This window comes from Pelagibacterium sp. 26DY04 (assembly GCF_031202305.1).
Lineage (GTDB): Bacteria > Pseudomonadota > Alphaproteobacteria > Rhizobiales > Devosiaceae > Pelagibacterium.
This window is the reverse complement of sequence record NZ_CP101731.1, coordinates 3520475-3537520: the sequence shown is the minus strand read 5'-3', so window position 1 is coordinate 3537520 and position 17046 is coordinate 3520475. Positions and strand designations below refer to the sequence as shown.

General features: G+C 63.2%; 18 protein-coding genes. 12 read left to right on the top strand and 6 right to left on the bottom strand.

The window, feature by feature from the left end; translation table 11 throughout:
• Positions 1-29: 29 nt before the first annotated feature.
• On the bottom strand, positions 30-695 hold the full coding sequence (locus NO932_RS17605; RefSeq protein ID WP_309208695.1) for a prolyl oligopeptidase family serine peptidase: 666 nt from the start codon (positions 693-695) through the stop codon (positions 30-32).
• A 24-nt stretch (positions 696-719) separates the two neighbouring features.
• Positions 720-1409, bottom strand: a complete 690-nt coding sequence (locus NO932_RS17600) for a DNA-3-methyladenine glycosylase (protein ID WP_309208694.1) — start codon at positions 1407-1409, stop codon at positions 720-722.
• On the opposite strand from NO932_RS17600, the gene gluQRS reads away from it, so the two are divergent.
• Entirely contained in the window at positions 1408-2265 is an 858-nt protein-coding gene (gene gluQRS / locus NO932_RS17595; protein ID WP_309208693.1) for a tRNA glutamyl-Q(34) synthetase GluQRS, read from the top strand. The two genes, NO932_RS17600 and gluQRS, sit on opposite strands and share 2 nt — an antisense overlap.
• Here the strand turns inward: gluQRS and NO932_RS17590 are convergent.
• On the bottom strand, positions 2262-3203 hold the full coding sequence (locus NO932_RS17590) for an NAD-dependent epimerase/dehydratase family protein (RefSeq protein ID WP_309208692.1): 942 nt from the start codon (positions 3201-3203) through the stop codon (positions 2262-2264). The two genes, gluQRS and NO932_RS17590, sit on opposite strands and share 4 nt — an antisense overlap.
• A 118-nt stretch (positions 3204-3321) precedes the next feature.
• Between NO932_RS17590 and NO932_RS17585 the strand changes: the two genes are divergently transcribed.
• The 3 genes from NO932_RS17585 (at position 3322) to NO932_RS17575 (ending at position 5393) form a co-directional block, all read left to right on the top strand.
• Entirely contained in the window at positions 3322-4254 is a 933-nt protein-coding gene (locus NO932_RS17585; RefSeq protein WP_309208691.1) for a LysR family transcriptional regulator, read from the top strand.
• Between the two features lie 36 nt (positions 4255-4290).
• A complete protein-coding gene (locus NO932_RS17580; protein WP_309208690.1) occupies positions 4291-4500 on the top strand; it encodes a twin transmembrane helix small protein in 210 nt (69 codons plus the stop codon).
• Positions 4501-4799: 299 nt separating this feature from the next.
• Positions 4800-5393 (top strand): cob(I)yrinic acid a,c-diamide adenosyltransferase, encoded by a 594-nt coding sequence (locus NO932_RS17575; protein ID WP_309208689.1) that lies wholly within the window; start codon positions 4800-4802, stop codon positions 5391-5393.
• A 220-nt stretch (positions 5394-5613) separates the two neighbouring features.
• Here the strand turns inward: NO932_RS17575 and NO932_RS17570 are convergent, their stop codons facing one another.
• Positions 5614-7074 (bottom strand): ATP-binding protein, encoded by a 1461-nt coding sequence (locus NO932_RS17570; RefSeq protein ID WP_309208688.1) that lies wholly within the window; start codon positions 7072-7074, stop codon positions 5614-5616.
• Positions 7075-7231: 157 nt separating this feature from the next.
• Complete coding sequence (locus tag NO932_RS17565; protein ID WP_309208687.1) at positions 7232-8377, bottom strand: FAD-dependent oxidoreductase; 1146 nt, start codon at positions 8375-8377, stop codon at positions 7232-7234.
• Between the two features lie 96 nt (positions 8378-8473).
• Between NO932_RS17565 and NO932_RS17560 the strand changes: the two genes are divergently transcribed.
• The 7 genes from NO932_RS17560 (at position 8474) to NO932_RS17530 (ending at position 13314) form a co-directional block, all read left to right on the top strand.
• Positions 8474-9031, top strand: a complete 558-nt coding sequence (locus tag NO932_RS17560) for a TetR family transcriptional regulator (RefSeq protein WP_309208686.1) — start codon at positions 8474-8476, stop codon at positions 9029-9031.
• Positions 9032-9424: 393 nt separating this feature from the next.
• Positions 9425-10069, top strand: coding sequence for an outer membrane beta-barrel protein (locus NO932_RS17555; RefSeq protein WP_309208685.1), 645 nt, complete (start codon positions 9425-9427; stop codon positions 10067-10069).
• 116 nt (positions 10070-10185) lie between these two features.
• On the top strand, positions 10186-10818 hold the full coding sequence (locus tag NO932_RS17550) for a cysteine hydrolase (RefSeq protein ID WP_309208684.1): 633 nt from the start codon (positions 10186-10188) through the stop codon (positions 10816-10818).
• A gap of 64 nt (positions 10819-10882) precedes the next feature.
• Positions 10883-11563 (top strand): rhomboid family intramembrane serine protease, encoded by a 681-nt coding sequence (locus NO932_RS17545; RefSeq protein WP_309208683.1) that lies wholly within the window; start codon positions 10883-10885, stop codon positions 11561-11563.
• A 64-nt stretch (positions 11564-11627) separates the two neighbouring features.
• The gene (locus NO932_RS17540) at positions 11628-11816 is read left to right on the top strand and encodes a putative motility protein (protein WP_309159829.1); all 189 of its coding nucleotides are present in this window, start codon (positions 11628-11630) and stop codon (positions 11814-11816) included.
• 3 nt (positions 11817-11819) lie between these two features.
• Positions 11820-12011 (top strand): hypothetical protein, encoded by a 192-nt coding sequence (locus NO932_RS17535; RefSeq protein ID WP_309208682.1) that lies wholly within the window; start codon positions 11820-11822, stop codon positions 12009-12011.
• Between the two features lie 109 nt (positions 12012-12120).
• Positions 12121-13314, top strand: a complete 1194-nt coding sequence (locus NO932_RS17530) for a GNAT family N-acetyltransferase (RefSeq protein ID WP_309208681.1) — start codon at positions 12121-12123, stop codon at positions 13312-13314.
• A 1364-nt stretch (positions 13315-14678) separates the two neighbouring features.
• On the opposite strand, the gene NO932_RS17525 is transcribed toward NO932_RS17530, so the two are convergent.
• Positions 14679-15326 carry a TlpA disulfide reductase family protein gene (locus NO932_RS17525; protein ID WP_309208680.1) on the bottom strand — a complete coding sequence of 216 codons (648 nt, stop codon included), beginning with the start codon at positions 15324-15326 and terminating at the stop codon, positions 14679-14681.
• A gap of 29 nt (positions 15327-15355) precedes the next feature.
• Here NO932_RS17525 and argH point away from each other — a divergent pair, with 29 nt between their 5' ends.
• Positions 15356-16738 (top strand): argininosuccinate lyase, encoded by a 1383-nt coding sequence (gene argH, locus NO932_RS17520; protein ID WP_309208679.1) that lies wholly within the window; start codon positions 15356-15358, stop codon positions 16736-16738.
• Positions 16739-17046: the final 308 nt, after the last annotated feature.

Here is a 17046-nt window from a genome sequence, read left to right as displayed (position 1 = left end):
AAGAACTTTGTTGAAAAGGTGTGGGGATATCAGATGCCTAAGCGTTCCCTGAGGAATGCCGTGGCGGCATCGAGCCCGTCCTGGGCGATGGAGTGGCCGGTGCCCTGGGAAATGTGCAGTTTGGCCTCAATTCCCAGGTCGAGAAGGATGGGAAGCGCCACTTCGCTGCCCATCACGGGAACCACATCGTCTATATCGCCATGGATCAAAAGAACCGGCGGCCTGGAGGCGATTTCGTTTCCGAGCTTTTCGGGGGCGACCACAAGACCCGAGCAAGAGACGATGCCCAGAAGTGATTCGGGCAGCCGCAGCCCGGCATAGAGCGCCATCATGGCGCCTTGGGAGAAGCCGCCCAGGATTGTCTGGCCGGGCGTGAGGCCTGTCTGTGCCCAGAGGTCGTTGAGGAAGGAGGTGACGACCGGAGCTGCGGTTTCGGCGCCGACCAGCCGCGAAAGATCGCGGTCGCGCTCGAGATCGAGCGGAAACCATTGATAACCGAAAGGGTTGCCGCCGCACACTTCCGGAGCATTAGGGGCCACGAACAGCGTGTCGGGGAAGCTGTCGCGCCAGAACTGGCCCAGCGAAATCAGGTCACGCCCATCCGAGCCATAGCCATGAAGAAGAACCACGGCGCTTTTCGCGTGCCCGGAAGCGGGCGGCAGCATGGGGCCGGAGAGTTTGACGGGCGTGGTCATCGATTGTCCTTGTGGTTCAAGAGCCTAGAGGGCGTCCCAGGCGTTGGAATTCTTCATGGCGGAGAAATAGCGCCAGAACATGATGGCCGCCGCGCCGCGATGGGGCGACCAGGTGGCGGCGAGGGGGATCAGCTCTTTGGGAAGCGGGCGCGCGGGAAGCGAGAAGGCGTGCTCGACGGCCTTTTGCAGCGCGAGGTCACCGGCGGGGAAAACGTCTGGATGACCGGCGCAGAAGAGAAGGTAGATTTCTGCGGTCCAGGGGCCGATGCCCTTGAGCTTGGTGAGCGTTGCGATGGCCGCTTCGGCGTCCATGACCTCGACGGCGGAAAAGTCCAGCCCGCCTTCGGTGACGGTGAGCGCGAGGGAGCGGATGGTCTCGTATTTGCTGCGCGAAAGCCCAGCATTCCTGAGGGTTTGCTCATCGAATGCGAGGTAGGCCGCGGGGGTTACCGCGCCGAGATCCTCCAGGCGCCCCCACATGGCGCGGGCCGAGGCGACCGAAACCTGCTGGCCGCAGATGATGCGGGACATGCCTGCAAAGCCCCGAGGCGCGGTGCGCGGCGCGATCTCGCCGGCCCGGGCGATGGCGGCGGCGAGACGTTCGTCGAGGCGGCCCAGGCACTCGAGGTGGAAGGCCAGCGCCTCTTGCGAATCGAGCCGGGGTGGAGCGGCGGGCGCGTGCGTGATAGGGGCTTTAAGTGAGGTTGTGGGCATGTCTCTTTCATCTCTACCGATTTTCCGCTTCGCGCCAAGCCCGAACGGGCTTCTGCATCTGGGGCATGCTTATTCGGCGCTCTATACCGCGCGTTGGGCCAAGGCGATGGGCGGGGTGATGCTGCTGCGGATCGAGGACATCGATACGGTGCGGTGTCGACCCGAATTTGTCGCGGCGGTGTTTGAGGATCTCAAATGGCTGGGGCTTTCATGGCCCGAGCCGGTGCGCATTCAATCGCAGCATTTCGACGATTACAGGGCGGCGGCCGATCAGCTTCGGGCCAAGGGCTTGATTTATCCGTGCTTTTGCTCGCGGGCCGAGATCCGGGCGGCGAGCGGGAGGCGGACCGATCCGGATGGGGCGCCGCTTTATCCGGGGACGTGCCGGCATCTTTCCGCCGATCAGAAGATGGAGAATCTGCGGGCCGGACGGCCAGTGCAATGGCGGCTTGATATGAATCAAGCCATTGAAAAAACAAAAGAAATTTCAATTTTCGAGGCGATGCCGACCCCTAAGGATAAACCCGTATTCCGACCGGCCGATCCGGGGCGGTGGGGAGATGTGGTGATCGTACGCAAGGACACGCCCACCAGCTACCACCTGTCGGTCGTCATCGATGACGCGATACAGGGCGTAACGCATGTGACGCGCGGCATGGACCTTTATGCCGCCACCGACATCCACGTGCTGCTCCAGGCGCTGCTCAAGATGGAAAGCCCGATCTACACCCACCACACGCTCATTGTGGGGGAAGACGCCGAAAAGCTCTCCAAATCGCGGGGATCGGAGAGCCTTGCCAGCTTGCGGGCCCTTGGCATCACGCCGGAGGATATTCGCGCCCAGCTCGGCTTTTAAGCCGCCTTGCTGGCGAAATAGGGCCGCACCACTTCGGCGATCGCCTGCTCGTGCGTCGTGCCGAAATTTTCGCCCAGGATGTTTTCGAGCCTTTCGTCCTTCAAGCCGATTTCGTTGTCCCAAATATACCGCATCTCGACCAGGCCGTGGATAAGTGGATTGAAGAGGCCGATGGCCTTGAGCAGCGGCCAAGGATAGCTGGTCTGCTTGAGCCGGCGGTCGGGCACCGCTTTTTGCACCGCGGCGAAGGTCTGGTTGGGCGTCGCCAGATGTCCGGCGAAGTGAAAAGTCTCAAAATTTCCAAAGTCTTGCCGGCGCTCGGCCAGGGCGACGAAGGCCTTGGCAATGTCGGGCAGATAGGCCCAGGCATTGGCGGTTTCGCGCCTGGAATTGAGGCAGATGCGGTTCTTTTCGGCCTCGCGCAGGATGAGATGAGCGAAGAAATCGCCGCCGAAAGGATGGCCGTAGAAGTTGCCGGCGCGCAGGATGATGGCCTGCAGATCGCCTGATTTTGCTGCCGATTCGAGCATGGCTTCCATGCGCTGCCGGATCTCGCCGCGATAGGTCTGGGGGCGTTGGGGGGTGGTGGGGGCGATGATGCGGTCGGTAGCGGCGTAATTGTAGATATTGCCGGGAAAAAGCATTGTTTTTCCAGCACTTGCGGCGATGACGCGGGAGAGGAGATTTTCGGCGGCGCCGTTGCCCCATTGGTGGTAGGGGAGATTGAGGCCGTTGAGGACGACGTCCGAACCGGCGGTGGCGGCTTTGAGATCGTCGAGGCTTTCCGTGTTTCCGGCAATAAATTCAATGCCTTGGATGGGGTGGCGGTTGGCGCGGGCAAAGCCTTTGACGCGCCAGCCGGCTTTGAGAAAGGCCTGGGCGGAGGCGTAACCGATGCCGCCCGTGATGCCCAGGATGGTTATGGTATTGAACGGCATGTTGAGGCTCCTGTTGGCGAATGTGTTTATGCTTGCCGACACGCTTGTGCGTGACGGCAATCTCGTCCATTCATATTCAGATGACGATTAGCAAAACGCGTGTACGGGATATTCAGAAATGAATACGATGACCGATTGGACCCTGTGGCGCAGTTTTGCGGCGGTGGCCGAGCATGGATCGCTGTCGAAAGCGGCGCGGGCGCTCGGCTCCTCCCAGCCCACGATCGGGCGGCATATCGAGGCGCTCGAATTCACGCTCGGGACCAAGCTGTTCGAGCGCGGCGTGGCCGGACTGACCCCGACCGAATTGGGGCTCGCCGCCTACGAGCCGATCCGGCGGGCGGTCGAAGCGATCGCGGAGGCGGAACTGCATGTGGCGGGAACCTCGAGCGAATTGTCGGGGAGCGTCAGGATCACGGCGAGCGTGATCATCGCCCATTACGTGCTGCCCCGGATGCTGCGGGTCTTGCGGATCGAATTCCCGGCCATCGATTTCGAGATCGTGCCCACCGATTCGGCGGGGAACCTGTTGCTGCGCGAAGCCGATATCGCGGTGCGCATGTTCCGGCCCACGCAAGGGGATCTGATCACCCGCAAGCTGGGGGAGACGGCGATCGTGGCTTGCGCGCATCAAGGCTATTTGAAACGGCGGGGGACGCCCAGGACGGTGGAGGACCTGCTGGAGCACGATCTTATCGGGTTCGACCGATCCGAGCTTTTGATCGCTGCGGCGCAGCGGCTGGGGTTCAACCTCAAGCGCTCCGATTTCGCGTTCCGCTGCGACAGCCAGAGCGCCACCTGGGAGATGATGCGGGCCGGGCTGGGGATCGGTTTCGCGCAGGCAAACATTATCCGCCAGACCGACGGCATGATGCCGATCGCGCTCAACCTCGCCATCCCGCCGCTCGAAGTGTGGCTCACCTGCCATCGCGAACTGCACACGGCGCGGCGCATCAGGGCGGTTTACGACCGGCTGGGGGAACTGATGGGCAACTGGCTGAAAAAGAGCGCGCGGCGAAATGCGGCAAATGCCAATTCCCGTTCGGGCTGATAGAACAGGCTGAACGAAAAAGACGAAAGCGGTGCCATGCAAGCGGCAACAAACATCCTCATCATTCTCGCCATTGGGGCCACGACGGTCATCCTGTTCATGGGGCTGTGGAACATGTTCAAGGGCGGATCGGGGAACACGAGCCAGAAGCTGATGCGGGCGCGGGTGATCATGCAGGCGATCGCGGTGGCGTTGCTGATGGCGGCGCTGTTCTTCTTTGGGCCCCAAGGTGGCAGTGGCGGTTGACGTTGGGAGAGTTCATGCTCCGGCTGGTGCCGATAGGCTGAGCCCCCCTCATCCCCGGCCCTTCTCCCACCAGGGGAGAAGGGGGCTCTTGTGGGGAGCGCTGTAATTAAGCTCAACGCTGCCAAGGGACCCACCCTTTTCCCCTGGTGGGAGACTTCGAGCCGTCCTTTGGCCAATCGTGCCGGTGGCACGATTGGAGGCAAGAAGGCCATGAGAGTTATACTCGAATGACGGGCCGGCGAAGCCGGGTCGGATGAGGGGTGCGCTGAGGCGGCCCAAAGCAGAAACGTGGTTGTGAGATGGTCAAGCTCAACAAGATTTACACAAAGACCGGCGATGACGGGACGACGGGGCTGGTGGATGGGCCGCGGCGGGCAAAGGACGATTTGCGCGTCGAGGCCTATGGCACCGTGGACGAGGCCAATGCGGCGATCGGGCTGGCGCGGCTGCACAGCAAGGACATGGCGCGGGTGGACCACGCGCTGGCGCGCATCCAGAACGATCTTTTCGATCTGGGGTCGGACCTCGCGACGCCGGGAAGCGACGAGGGGCGGGCCTATAAGGCGCTGAGGATCACGCCGGCGCAGGTCGAATGGCTGGAAGGGCAGATCGACAGGTTCAACGAGGCGCTCGAACCGCTCAAATCCTTCGTCCTCCCCGGCGGCACCCCGCTTTCGGCGGCGCTGCACCTGGCGCGGACCATTACGCGGCGGGCCGAGCGGGTGTGCGTGAGCCTCAAACGCGCCGAGCCCGAACTGGGGCCGGAAACCATCCGCTACCTCAACCGGCTCTCGGATCTGCTGTTCGTGCTCGGCCGGGTGGCCAACGGGAATGGGGCCAAGGACGTGCTCTGGGAGCCGGGGAAGAATACGGGGGCGAGCAAGGAGGGGTAAGGGGCGGCGGGGGGGGGAAACGGGCAGGTTAGGCCAAGAGGGCAGTATTCTGGGTGTCAGACCGCTAGAGGTTAAGCGCTGCGAGTGAGCCTCAGAACGTCGATCAAAACCCGATCAAGAAATTTTCTCTGGATTCGACCTGCTTAACGCTTTGAAAAACAACAACTTATCTATCGCGAGTATGTGCGGATTTAGATGGAAATCAATACCCGATCAAGAATCAAGCCCAGTATGGAACATAGCCTGAACGAGGGTGTTCCAAGTCCGCAGGTTTAATCAACCCCTGCTGAATAGCTAAATTTATCACCTGTGAGGCCTGCGCTGCGTTTTGTTTGGCAATGCCAAAGCGGTCACAGAGGGAGGCGTTTTTCATGCGCTCGCCGCTAATAAACTTAAGGACAGCATGTTGATAGCAGGCGCGCACACGCTCGTCTGGGGTCATCTGGGCGAAGGTTCTGGGTCCATAGAGTACAACTTGCAGGGAATCGTCGCTGGCTCTAAAAAGCGGGGCGGGCAATTGAAAAATTTCGGCCTCGGCAATGACCTTGTCTAGTCCGCTCCCCTGTTCTTCGCAAAGCCCCATTCGGCGCATCAATGACGCCATGGCCTCATTGCGCGACCGGGGTGGTAAGTCGATCATGCGCTCAGGCATAACCAAAGGCGCGCCAGGATTTGTGATCTCAATTCGATCCGAAAACATCTCTATCTGCGGTCCCGCGCCGGTAATTGTCAAATCCTGATGAATCAGGGCGTTCGCCACGAGCTCACGAATTGCCAATTCCGGAAACAAGGGATGTTCCACGCGCAACGCCTGTCCGATATGCTCGTTCCGCGGCAGAAGACCGTTTATATAGCTGATCAATCCCTCAAATCCAGCGGCATACCCGCGCTTGCCGTCCTGCCTGTGGCTGACCGGAGTTGCCTTGTTCGTCCCGCCATAGCCAATAAAGCGCACTCCCTTGCGCGCAAGCGACTGAGAGAACTGCGTCAAGTCCACCGCGAACAGAATCGCGCCTAGATTAGTAATGTTCCATCGGCCACCCACATCCTCGGCTATGAGCTGATCGGCTTTCAATCGGTCAAGTATCCCCATCCTATTGTCTGGCAGTGGCTGCTTCGTCAGACGAAAATACTGTGCGTAGTCTAGCAGGTTAAATACGTCGTCTGATGTGACGTACTGAAGCGCGATGCCGTGTTCCCAAGCGTAGGGGCGCAGTGCACTGAGTAGCGACTGATATCGCTCCGGGTAATCAGTTAGCTTAGGGGTAGCGCTGCCGATCCGCAGATAGGCAACATTCTTGAACGCCACTGGCGCCGAAGTCGCAGCCGGTATCTCCAACACGACTACTTCTCCGTCGGGATGCCTAACCCTGTGGAACTGAAATGCTATTGAAGGGACGAGCTGTCGGGCCAACCAGAACGAAAGAACCTGATTACCAACGCAGTCACTCTCAGGGTTGAAAGTTGTTCCAACGACCTTGGCAGGCGCATCGGAAATACCCCACAACATAAATCCGGTCTGCTGTCCGGCTAGGCGTGCGGCATTCGAAATCGCTGCAATCCTAGGCCCTATCATCTCGGGATCGGCATTGTTCAGCTTGAATTCAACCCATGAGACTTCACCCTTCCTAATTAGGTCGTCGATCAGATCGATGAGGCGTTGCGGGTTTGCCGGATTCATAAATCACCTTCGCACTTCCCATGAGCGAGAAGTGTCGAAGAGACATACTCAAAATTCCGCTAGAGGCAAATAGATCTGGCCTGGTCGGACGCCTCACCAAAGTGGATCGACGTAGTGTTCCGCCGACCTGACAGCGATTAATGGCAACGCAGTTCCCTCACTCAAACCCCGCCAACGTCCGTGCCGCGCGTGATCGAACCGCCGGCAATGCCCCGGCGGCCCCGATCAGGCGGTTGCGGAGCCAGCGCAATGTTGGGTTGGAGAGGGTGGCGATGCGGGTGAGGCGGTCGGTCAGGTCGAGGACGCGGGAGGCGGCGGGGCGGCGGGTGGAGCTGTAGGTTTCGAGGGGGGATGCCGAGCCGGATTGGAGGGCGTCGGCAAGGGCCTGGCCCAGGGCGACGGCGTCGCGCAGGCCAAGGTTCATGCCCTGGCCGCCGGCGGGGCTGTGGACGTGGGCGGCATCGCCCACCAGCAGTACCGGGCCCTTGTGGAAGGTGTCGGCGAGCTTGTGGTGGACCTTGAAGCGCGAGCCCCAGAGGAGTTCGCGCAATTTTACGCCCGAGCGGGGGCCGCGGGCGGCGATGACGGCTTGGACATCGGCCAGGGTGGGCACGGAAGGGGCGTCGGGCAATTGGGCGACGACGCGGTAGCGATCGTTCGACATGGGAGCGACGACCAGGGTGCCGGCGCCCGAAAAGAACAGCGTCACCTCTGATTTTGCGATCGGCCAATCCATGCGCATATCGGCCAGGAGGAACGAGCCATAGGTGTGGCCGGGGAAATCGATGCCGGCGGCGCTGCGCACCAGGCTCTTTTCGCCATCGGCGCCAACGACGTAGCGCGCCGCGATCTCCAGTTCGCCATCGGCGGTTTGGCAGGTGGCGCGGACTCCGTCCGCTGCGATATCCAGCGCGGTGAGGCGGGCGGGGCGGCGGACGGCGTGGCCGAGTTCGGCAAGGCGGGCGATGAGGATCTGTTCGCTCTCGTCCTGGGGGATCATCAGGGCATAGGGTGTGGGGGTGGAGAGGCGCGAGAAATCGGTGGCGAGCAGCACGCTGTCGCGGTCGCGGACGCGGAAATGGGGCACCTTGATGCCCTGGGCGACCAGCGTTTCGGTGACGCCGAGGGCGCGAGCGGCCTCGAGCGTGGCGGCGTGGATGACGGCGGCGCGGGAGGTGTTCTGAGCTTGCGGCAGGGCATCGACGATCAGAAAATCGATGCCGCGCTGGGCTAGGCCAATGGCCGTGGCAAGGCCAGCCGGGCCGGCGCCGACGATCAGCACGTCCGTGGAGAGGGAAGGCATCGGGGGTGGTTTCCCTTGTCAGTTTGTAAGCAAGCGTTTACTTATGTCGCGTGACGGCATAAGTCAACACATGTTTACATGATGGCGGGAGATGTGATGGGGCGCGATGCACAGGCGACGCGGGCGCGGCTGGTGGCGGCGGCGCGGCAGGCCTTTTCCGAGCATGGCTATGAGCGTACCACGGTGCGCCAGATCGCGGCGGAGGCGGGGGTGAACCAGGCGCTGATCAACCGCTATTTCGGCGGCAAGGAGCAGCTTTTCGCCGAGGCGGTGTCGATCGATCTCGAGTTGCCCGATCTCGCCGGGGTTGAGCGGGCGGAGGTGGGGCAGGCGCTGGCGGCGCACTTCTTCCGCCGCTGGGAGGGAGAGGAGACCGACGATCTGCTGCGGGTGCTGATCCGCACCGCGGCGACCAATGCGGAGGCGGCGGCGCGCATCCGTTCGATCTTCGCCGGGCAGATCTTGCGGGCGGTTGAAAGCATCGCGGGGGCGGAGCGGGCGCGCGAGCGCGCGGCGCTGATCGCGACGCAGATCCTGGGGCTGGCCTATGCGCGCTATGTGCTGGGGCTGACGGGGGAGCATATCTCACGCGAGACGATCCGGGCGATGGTGGGGGGGACGCTGGAGCGGTATCTGTTCGATCCGCTGCCTTAGGATTTGTTGGCTGGTGCTGTTGCCGGATTTTTGGGGGTGAATTCCGGGATGATAGAGGGGTGGGGCGAGGTGCATCTCCTCGCCGTCGTCATTGTCGGGCTTGACCCGACAATCCGCAGCGTTGCCCGGTGTGCGGGAGAGGTTTGGGGACGCACTTCCGATGCGGGTGGGGGAGCCTTGCGGGTCTCCGGGTCAAGCCCGAAGACGACGAAGGGAGGGTGGTGCTCTCCGAAAGAACGCCATAGCCGGGGAAGTGCTGCTCGCCGGGGACGAAGACGACGAGGGGGCGGCGAGCGATGCAAAAAGGTCACGGCCGTATTGAGGCGTCGGAGCCGCAATCTTGCCGCAATGGAGATGGGCGAAACCGGGGGCGGTTAAAAATGGAGTTCTCCGATGAATAAGCTTGCTGCCCTTTCCGCCATTGCGCTTTTCGCCGCCGCCGGGCCGGCGATGGCTGCCGATCCGATCGGCGTGCCGGCCCCTGCGCCCACCCCATACGTTCCCGTGGTCGACAATTCGAGCGTCTGGGACGGGTTCTATGCCGGTATCAATGGCGGCTATGGCTGGGGTGAATTCGACGCCGGGGCCATCGACAGCGATGAACTCGAAGGCTGGCTGGGCGGCGCCCAGGTCGGCTACAACTGGAATGCCGGCGGCATGATTGTCGGTGTGGAAGGCGACTACCAGTTCTCCGACATCAAGTGGGACGAGACTGTGGGTGGCGTCGACGTCGATGCCGGTCTCAACCATTTCGGCACCGTGCGGGCTCGCCTGGGCGCCGATATGGGCACTTTCATGCCTTATGTCACGGCCGGTGTCGCTTTCGGCGAGCTGGGCTATGAGCTCGATGGGGGTGAAGAGGAGACCGAATATGGCGTGGGCCTGGCCGCCGGCGCGGGCGTGGAAGCCATGGTCACCGACAATATCTCGCTGCGCGGCGAATATCTTTATGTCGGGTTCTCCGATGTCGAGGTCGGCGCCTATGACGTGGACAGCGACATCCACACGGTGCGCGCGGGCCTCAACTTCCACTTCTAGAAGCGGTCCCGTTTAGCGGAAATGATAGGGCCCGGCGGTTGCCGGGCCCTTTTTCGTGGGGCCATATCTCTGTCGTCAATTGCTTTTAAGCAGGTGGCGAGCAGGAGGACATGGCCATGACCAATCATCCCGACATTCCCCTATCGCTGGGCGATCTCTGCCGGCCCGAGCGCATGGCGCTGGTGGTCTATGACATGCAGGTGGGGATCGTGCGCCAGCTTGGTGACGGGGGCGCGGTGGTCGAGCGGGTGGGGACGGTGCTGGAGGCGGCGCGGAGCAATGGCTTTCCGGTGATCTTCCTGCGGCACCTTTCGATGCCTAGGGAATTGATGGGGATCTATCAGTTGCGCCAGGCGATGGCCTGGCAGCGCAAATCGAGCCCCGATGAGGTCCAGCCCTGGTTCCTGCGCGGCTCCCCCGGTTTCGAGATCGTTCCAGAGCTGGCGCCGCGGGAGAACGAAGCGGTGCTCGACAAGATCACCTTTTCGGCCTTCGAGGGGACGCCGCTTTCGATCATCCTGCGCGACCGCGGGCTGACCGGCTTTGCCATCTGCGGGGTGGCGACCGAAATCGGCATCGAGCCCTCGGTGCGGCATGGGGCGGATCTGTGCCTTTTGCCGGTCGTGGTCGAGGACGCCTGCGGATCGGGGCACAAGGAAGCCGGGGAACGCAGCCTTGCCAATATCGCGTATATGGGCGATGCGATCATGACCGATGTGGCCGGGATCACGGCGGCGATGACGCGCTGATCGAAAGGCTCGCCTCGGGCAGCGAAATGATGTTGAGTGGCTGGCTCGGACCCCAGGAGGCCCCATGTTCCTGCCGCTCTATGACAGCAACAAGATCGCCCATATCGAGTTTCCCTTCGTCAATTACGGGCTGCTGGGGGTGACCGTATTGGTGTTCTTGCTGCAGGTCGCGGGCGGGCCAGAGGGGCTTTACCAGGCGCATATCACCTATGGGATGATCCCGGTGGTGGTGACCGGGTCGGTCGATGGGCCGGCGGCGTGGCTGCCGGACCAGACCGGGGTTGTCACCTATATGTTCCTCCATGCGGACTGGCTGCATCTTCTGACCAACATGCTGTTTCTCTGGGTGTTCGGGGACAATGTGGAAGATGCCATGGGGCATTTTCGCTATCTCGTCTTTTATCTTTTGTGCGGGGTGCTGTCGGGTCTGGCGCATCTGTGGCTCAACCTCGAAAGTTATGGGCCGCTGGTGGGGGCTTCGGGCGCGGTGGCGGGGGTGATCGGGGCCTATCTGGTGCTCTACCCGCGCGTGCGGGTGTTCGTGCTCAACCGGCTGATCATCACCTTTCCCCTGGCGCTGCCGGCCTGGGCGGTGCTGGGAGCGTGGATCGGGATGCAACTCTTTTACGTCGCCATGGGTGGCGAGGACGGGGTGGCCTGGTGGGCCCATATCGGCGGGGTGGCGGCGGGAGCGCTGCTGGTCGTTGTGTTCAAGCGGCGGGAAGTGCCGGTCTGGGGCGGTTAACGGGCGGTAAGGGATTTTTCGCTAGGTCCGGCGATACGCAGAACGCGGGAAGGAGCCGGTCCAGATGAGCGATATCGCAGCCACGGCAGTCGCCATGCAGAGCGCCCAGACCCAGCACACCGCGCAGATCCTCATGGTCAAGCAGCAGCACCAGATGGAGATGAACCTGGTCAACATGCTGACCCAGGCGGTGGAAAGCGCGCCGCCTCCGGCGCCGGCCGGGATGGGGACGCGGGTCGACAAGAGCGCGTAATCCATGCTCATCCAGCACTCGCCCACGATCGTGATCCACCGGCTGGCGAGCGTGGAAGCGCAGAGCCTGGAAGCACGCGGGGCGCTGGTGGCCAAGCACCGGGGCGAGGTGATGATCCGGCAGGCGATCGAGCGGCTCGATGCGCCCGAGCCCATTGCGATGGCCGATGACGGCAGGGTCGATCGGACGGCGTGAACGCGTCCGGCGACAAAAGCCCATTAAACATGTTGCGATGTCATCCCGCCAAAGCGCGGGCGGTTGTGGCATGGTCGCTGCGGTGCGGAAGCCGGGAGTCTCGTATCGCATGATCGAATTTGCCGATGCGGCGATGAGCCTTGTGGGCGCGCTGGCCTGGCAGCGGCCGGCCGAGCTGATGCTGCCCTGCCGGGTCGAGATGCTGGATGCGACAGGGCTCAGATCCATCGATGCGGAGCAGTGGGATGGGCTGGCCTCCGATGCGCTCGAGGACAATCCCTGGCTGAGCCGGCAGATGGTGCTGGCCGGGCTTGATGCGTTCGGGGCCGAGGTCGGGCTGAGGGCGCTGGCGCTCTACCGGCATGGCAGTGACCAATTGATCGGGCTGTTGCCGTTCCGGGTGCGCGGGGCCGGAGCGATGGGCGTGGGCAAAGTGGCGCTCAATATCTATCAGGTGGCCGGAACCCCGCTTGTGGCGCGTGAGCATGCGCAATTGGCGATGATGGGGCTGTTCGGCGTCATGGCACAGGCACCCGGATTGCCGCGCCATTGGGTGTTTCCCCATGTTGCGGCCGAGAGCGCGTTCATCGAGATGGCGCGCACCAAGGCGCGGCGGCTGGGGCTCGAACTGGGCATGGCGGCGACCTATCGGCGCCCCGTGCTGACGCGGGCGGCGGGGGATTTCGCCGGGCATGTGGCGGGGGTGATCGGCAGGAAACGCGCCAAGGACATCGAGCGCAATCTGCGCCGGCTCGCCAAGGAGGGCGAGGTGCGGTTCGAGCGGGTGAACGAGCCCGCGCCGGTCGCGCAGCGGGTCGAGGACTTCCTAGCTATCGAGGCGGCGGGCTGGAAAGGGAAACGCGGGACGGCGCTGCTCTCGTGTCCGGCCGATGCGGATTTTGCGCGCCGGGCTTTTGGCGGGCGTGGGGCCGGGCAGGGGCTGGCTTCGGTCGATAGCCTGCTGCTCGATGGGATGCCGATCGCGGTTTCGGTCAATATCGCGGCGGGGGCTACGCTGTTTACGCCCAAATGCGCGTTCGATGAGCGTTACCGCAAGTTCGGGCCGGGGATGGCGCTCGAATACATGGTGATCGAGGCGTTTTTTGCCGGGGACCGGTACGAGCGCATGGATGCGGCGACGACCGTTGACGGGCATGTGATCGGCGGGCTCTGGGGCGAGACGCGGACCATGGGCACGCTGGTGGTGGGGCCGGCGGGGATGACGACGCGGACGCTGGTGGCGGGCATCGATGCCGTGGCGCGAGGCAAGCGGGCGATCAAGCGGGTGTTGGGGCGGGGATAGGTTTGGTTCTTCGCGGGGGCTGCGGTGTGGAGGCCTTGGGGGTTTGCGGGTAAATCCCCGAATCAAGTCCAGGCACGAAGACGAGGAGGAGTGGGGCAGGTGCGGCGGTAAGAGCCGAGAGTGGCGCGCATACCTTGCCCCGGGACGAGCCCGGGGTGACGCGGTGGGGGAGGAGGGCAATGAGGTGCCATGCACAAGCCCTGTCATTTCGGGATTTATTCCCGGTGCGATGAAGCTCGTGCTTTGTGCGCTGGAGTGTACTGGATCCCGGCTCAAGGCCGGGATGACGGTGGGGGTGGGGCAGGTGTGGCGGTAAGAGCGGAGGGCGGCGCGCATACCTTACCCCGGGACGAGCCCGGGGTGACACGGGAGAGAATGGGTGAGGCTGGGTTCCCCTGCCTTTACCTTCGATATTGTCGCGCTCGGCCCTGACAATCTGCAAGGCTGCGTATGGTGCGGGAGAGGCCGGGAAACACGCTTCTGCTGGGGGTGTGGGAACCTTGCGGGTCTCCGGGTCAATCCCCGGATCAAGTCCAGGCACGAAGACGAGGAGGAGTGGGGCAGGTGCTGCGGCAAGAGCGCAGGGCGGCGCGCATACCCGGCCCCGGGTCGAGCCGGGGTGACACGGTGGGGAAGGAGAGCAATGAGGTGCCATACACAAGCCCTGTCATTTCGGGATTTATTCCTGGTGCGATGAAGCTCGTACTTTGTGCGCTGAAGTGTACTGGATCCCGGCTCAAGGCCGGGATGACAGTGGGGGTGGGGCAGGTGCGGCGGTAAGAGCCGAGAGTGGCGCGCATACCTTACCCCGGGACGAGCCCGGGGTGACACGGGAGAGAATGGGTGAGGCTGGGTTCCCCTGCCTTTACCTTCGTTATTGTCGGGCTTGACCCGACTATCCGCAGCGCTGCCGTGGGTGCGGGAGGAGTGAGTGGGAAACACACTTCTGCTGAGGGCGTGGAGGTCTTGCGGGTCTCCGGGTCAAGCCCGAAGACGACGAGGGGAGGGGCGAGGCTGCTGGTGCCCCTAGGTGTTCTGCAAAGGCTGCCGCTGAATTCCGGGGACGAGCCCCGGAATGACAGGCTGGGGTAATGATGGGCGGCGGGGCTCGCTCAGCCCATGGTCAGCCCGGGTGGAGACCCGGAATCCAGTAAACGGCGGCGATGAGGCTCGTGCTTTGTGCACTGGAGTGTACTGGATCCCGGCTCAAGGCCGGGATGACGGTGGGGGGCAGGTGCGGCGGTAAGAGAGAGCGGCGCGCATACCTGGCGTCGGGCCGAGCCCGGGGTGACGCGGTGGGGAAGCGAAGGGCAGCCCAGGACATTGCAGGCTGAGGGTGGAGAGTTGGGCGGGAATAGTCCTGGCTAGATCTCCAGCAGCGTTTCCACGACGCGGTGGCCGTCGGGGGTGTCCCAGTGGGCGGGACCCTGGAGGACGGCGATTTCGCAGCCCTGGTCGTCGACAAGAACCGTGGCCGGGAGGCCAAGGGTCACCGCTTCGTTGCGCAGGCGCTCGAAAAGCTCGTAGCTGGGGTCGGCATAGAGCGCGAGGTTTTCGGCGCCGATTTCATCGAGGAATTGGGCGGCGGCGTCCGGGCCGTCCGAGCCGATATCGAGGCTGATGGCGACGACTTCGAAATCGTCCCCGCCATATCGGGCTTGAAGCGCATCGAGGAACGGCATTTCCTCGCGGCAGGGGGCGCACCAGGTGGCCCAGAAATTGATGAGCAGCTTCTTGCCGGCGAAATCGGCGAGGGTCACCGGATTGCCATCGGCATCCTGGAAGGCGATATCGGAATAGTCGCGCCATTGGGATGAGGGCAGGAGGGCGGCGAGTTCGCCGGTGGCGGCATCGTCGATGGCCTGGGCGGCATCGGCGCGGACCGGACAGGTGCTTGCGACAGCGCCGCCATTGCTAAGCCAGACCGCCCCCGCTATACCTAGCGCCGCTGCGAAAAGGCCCGTGCCCAGGATTACGGGGCGTGCCGATTTTCGCTTTTCGTCCTTGTCCATATCCACTCTCGCATAGTTTAGAGGCGCCGATGAGCAACCGCATGTGGGGAGGCCGTTTCGCGTCCGGCCCCGACGCCATCATGGAAGAGATCAACGCTTCGATCGGCTTCGACAAACGCCTCTACAAACAAGACATCGCCGGGTCCATAGCCCATGCGACGATGCTCGAGGTAGCCGGCATTCTGACGCGCGACGATAGGGACGCGATCATTGCCGGTCTAGAGACCGTGCGCGGCGAAATCGAGAGCGGTGACTTCACCTTCTCGCGAGCGCTCGAAGACATCCACATGAATGTGGAAAGCCGGCTCAGGGAACTGATCGGGGAACCGGCCGGGCGGCTGCACACGGCGCGCTCGCGCAACGACCAGGTGGCCACCGATTTCCGGCTCTATGTGCGCGACGCGCTCGACATGCTGGCGGCCCAGATCGAGACGCTGCAGCGGGTGATGGCGGAAAAGGCCGAGGCCGAGGCCGCGACCGTGATGCCGGGCTTCACCCATCTGCAAAGCGCCCAGCCGGTGACCTTCGGACACCATCTGCTCGCCTATGTGGAAATGCTCGACCGCGACAAGGGGCGGCTGCTCGATGCCCGCAAGCGCTTGAACGAAAGCCCGCTGGGGGCGGCGGCGCTGGCGGGCACCTCGTTTCCCATCGATCGGGAGATGACGGCAAAGGCGCTGGGGTTCGACCGGCCGATGGGCAATTCGCTCGATGCGGTGTCGGATCGCGATTTCATTTTGGAGACGCTTTCGGCGTGTTCGATTTCGGCCATGCACCTGTCGCGGCTTTCCGAGGAACTGGTGATCTGGTCGTCGGCGCAGTTCGCGTTTGTGCGGCTTTCCGACAAGTTCTCGACCGGCTCCTCGATCATGCCGCAAAAGCGCAATCCGGATGCGGCGGAACTGATCCGGGCCAAGGTGGGGCGGATCTTCGCGGCGTTCTCGTCGCTCCTGATGGTGATGAAGGGGCTGCCGCTGGCCTATTCGAAGGACATGCAGGAAGACAAGGAAATCGCTTTCGATGCGCTGGACAATTTCTCGCTCTCGCTGGCGGCGATGACCGGGATGATGAGCGATCTTTCCGTCAATCGCGAGACGATGGCGCAGGCGGCGGGGGCCGGGTTCTCGACCGCGACGGACCTCGCCGACTGGCTGGTGCGCGCAGCCAATGTGCCGTTCCGCGATGCACACCACATCACCGGACGCGCGGTGGCGGCGGCGGAAGCCAAGGGGTGCGGGCTCGAGGGGCTGACCATCGAGGACTTCAAGGAGATCGACGAGCGGATCACTTCCCAGGTGTTCAAGGTGCTGGGGGTGGACAATTCCGTCAAGTCGCGCACGAGTTTTGGCGGGACGGCGCCGGCGAATGTGAAGGCGCAGGCGGTGGGCTGGCGCGAGAGGCTGGGGGCGTGATGGAAATCGTTAGCGGCGGTGCACCTAGCAGGCTCAGCGCCCCCCTCATCCGTCTCGCTTCGCGAGCCTGCCATTCGAGCGTAGCTTTCATGGCCTTCTCGCCTCCAATCGTGCCACAGGCACGATTGGCCAAAGGACGGCTCGAAGTCTCCCACCAGGGGAGAAGGGTAGCGTGTGGCAGCGATGCTGCTGAACCTCAGTCCTTGCCAAAAGAGCCCTTTTCTCTCCTGGAGGGAAAGGCTGGGGGCGTGATGGGCACTCCGGCTGTGATGATCCTGGCTAGCTCAGCGCCCCCCTCACCCCCATCC

Excerpts from the sequence above, each read along its gene's own strand:
- NO932_RS17605 (WP_309208695.1), bottom strand. The coding sequence starts at position 695 with ATGACCACGCCCGTCAAACTCTCCGGCCCCATGCTGCCGCCCGCTTCC.
- gluQRS (WP_309208693.1), top strand. The coding sequence starts at position 1,408 with ATGTCTCTTTCATCTCTACCGATTTTCCGCTTCGCGCCAAGCCCGAAC.
- NO932_RS17600 (WP_309208694.1), bottom strand. The coding sequence starts at position 1,409 with ATGCCCACAACCTCACTTAAAGCCCCTATCACGCACGCGCCCGCCGCT.
- NO932_RS17590 (WP_309208692.1), bottom strand. The coding sequence starts at position 3,203 with ATGCCGTTCAATACCATAACCATCCTGGGCATCACGGGCGGCATCGGT.
- NO932_RS17585 (WP_309208691.1), top strand. The coding sequence starts at position 3,322 with ATGAATACGATGACCGATTGGACCCTGTGGCGCAGTTTTGCGGCGGTG.
- NO932_RS17580 (WP_309208690.1), top strand. The coding sequence starts at position 4,291 with ATGCAAGCGGCAACAAACATCCTCATCATTCTCGCCATTGGGGCCACG.
- NO932_RS17575 (WP_309208689.1), top strand. The coding sequence starts at position 4,800 with ATGGTCAAGCTCAACAAGATTTACACAAAGACCGGCGATGACGGGACG.
- NO932_RS17570 (WP_309208688.1), bottom strand. The coding sequence starts at position 7,074 with ATGAATCCGGCAAACCCGCAACGCCTCATCGATCTGATCGACGACCTA.
- NO932_RS17565 (WP_309208687.1), bottom strand. The coding sequence starts at position 8,377 with ATGCCTTCCCTCTCCACGGACGTGCTGATCGTCGGCGCCGGCCCGGCT.
- NO932_RS17560 (WP_309208686.1), top strand. The coding sequence starts at position 8,474 with ATGGGGCGCGATGCACAGGCGACGCGGGCGCGGCTGGTGGCGGCGGCG.
- NO932_RS17555 (WP_309208685.1), top strand. The coding sequence starts at position 9,425 with ATGAATAAGCTTGCTGCCCTTTCCGCCATTGCGCTTTTCGCCGCCGCC.
- NO932_RS17550 (WP_309208684.1), top strand. The coding sequence starts at position 10,186 with ATGACCAATCATCCCGACATTCCCCTATCGCTGGGCGATCTCTGCCGG.
- NO932_RS17545 (WP_309208683.1), top strand. The coding sequence starts at position 10,883 with ATGTTCCTGCCGCTCTATGACAGCAACAAGATCGCCCATATCGAGTTT.
- NO932_RS17540 (WP_309159829.1), top strand. The coding sequence starts at position 11,628 with ATGAGCGATATCGCAGCCACGGCAGTCGCCATGCAGAGCGCCCAGACC.
- NO932_RS17535 (WP_309208682.1), top strand. The coding sequence starts at position 11,820 with ATGCTCATCCAGCACTCGCCCACGATCGTGATCCACCGGCTGGCGAGC.
- NO932_RS17530 (WP_309208681.1), top strand. The coding sequence starts at position 12,121 with ATGATCGAATTTGCCGATGCGGCGATGAGCCTTGTGGGCGCGCTGGCC.
- NO932_RS17525 (WP_309208680.1), bottom strand. The coding sequence starts at position 15,326 with ATGGACAAGGACGAAAAGCGAAAATCGGCACGCCCCGTAATCCTGGGC.
- argH (WP_309208679.1), top strand. The coding sequence starts at position 15,356 with ATGAGCAACCGCATGTGGGGAGGCCGTTTCGCGTCCGGCCCCGACGCC.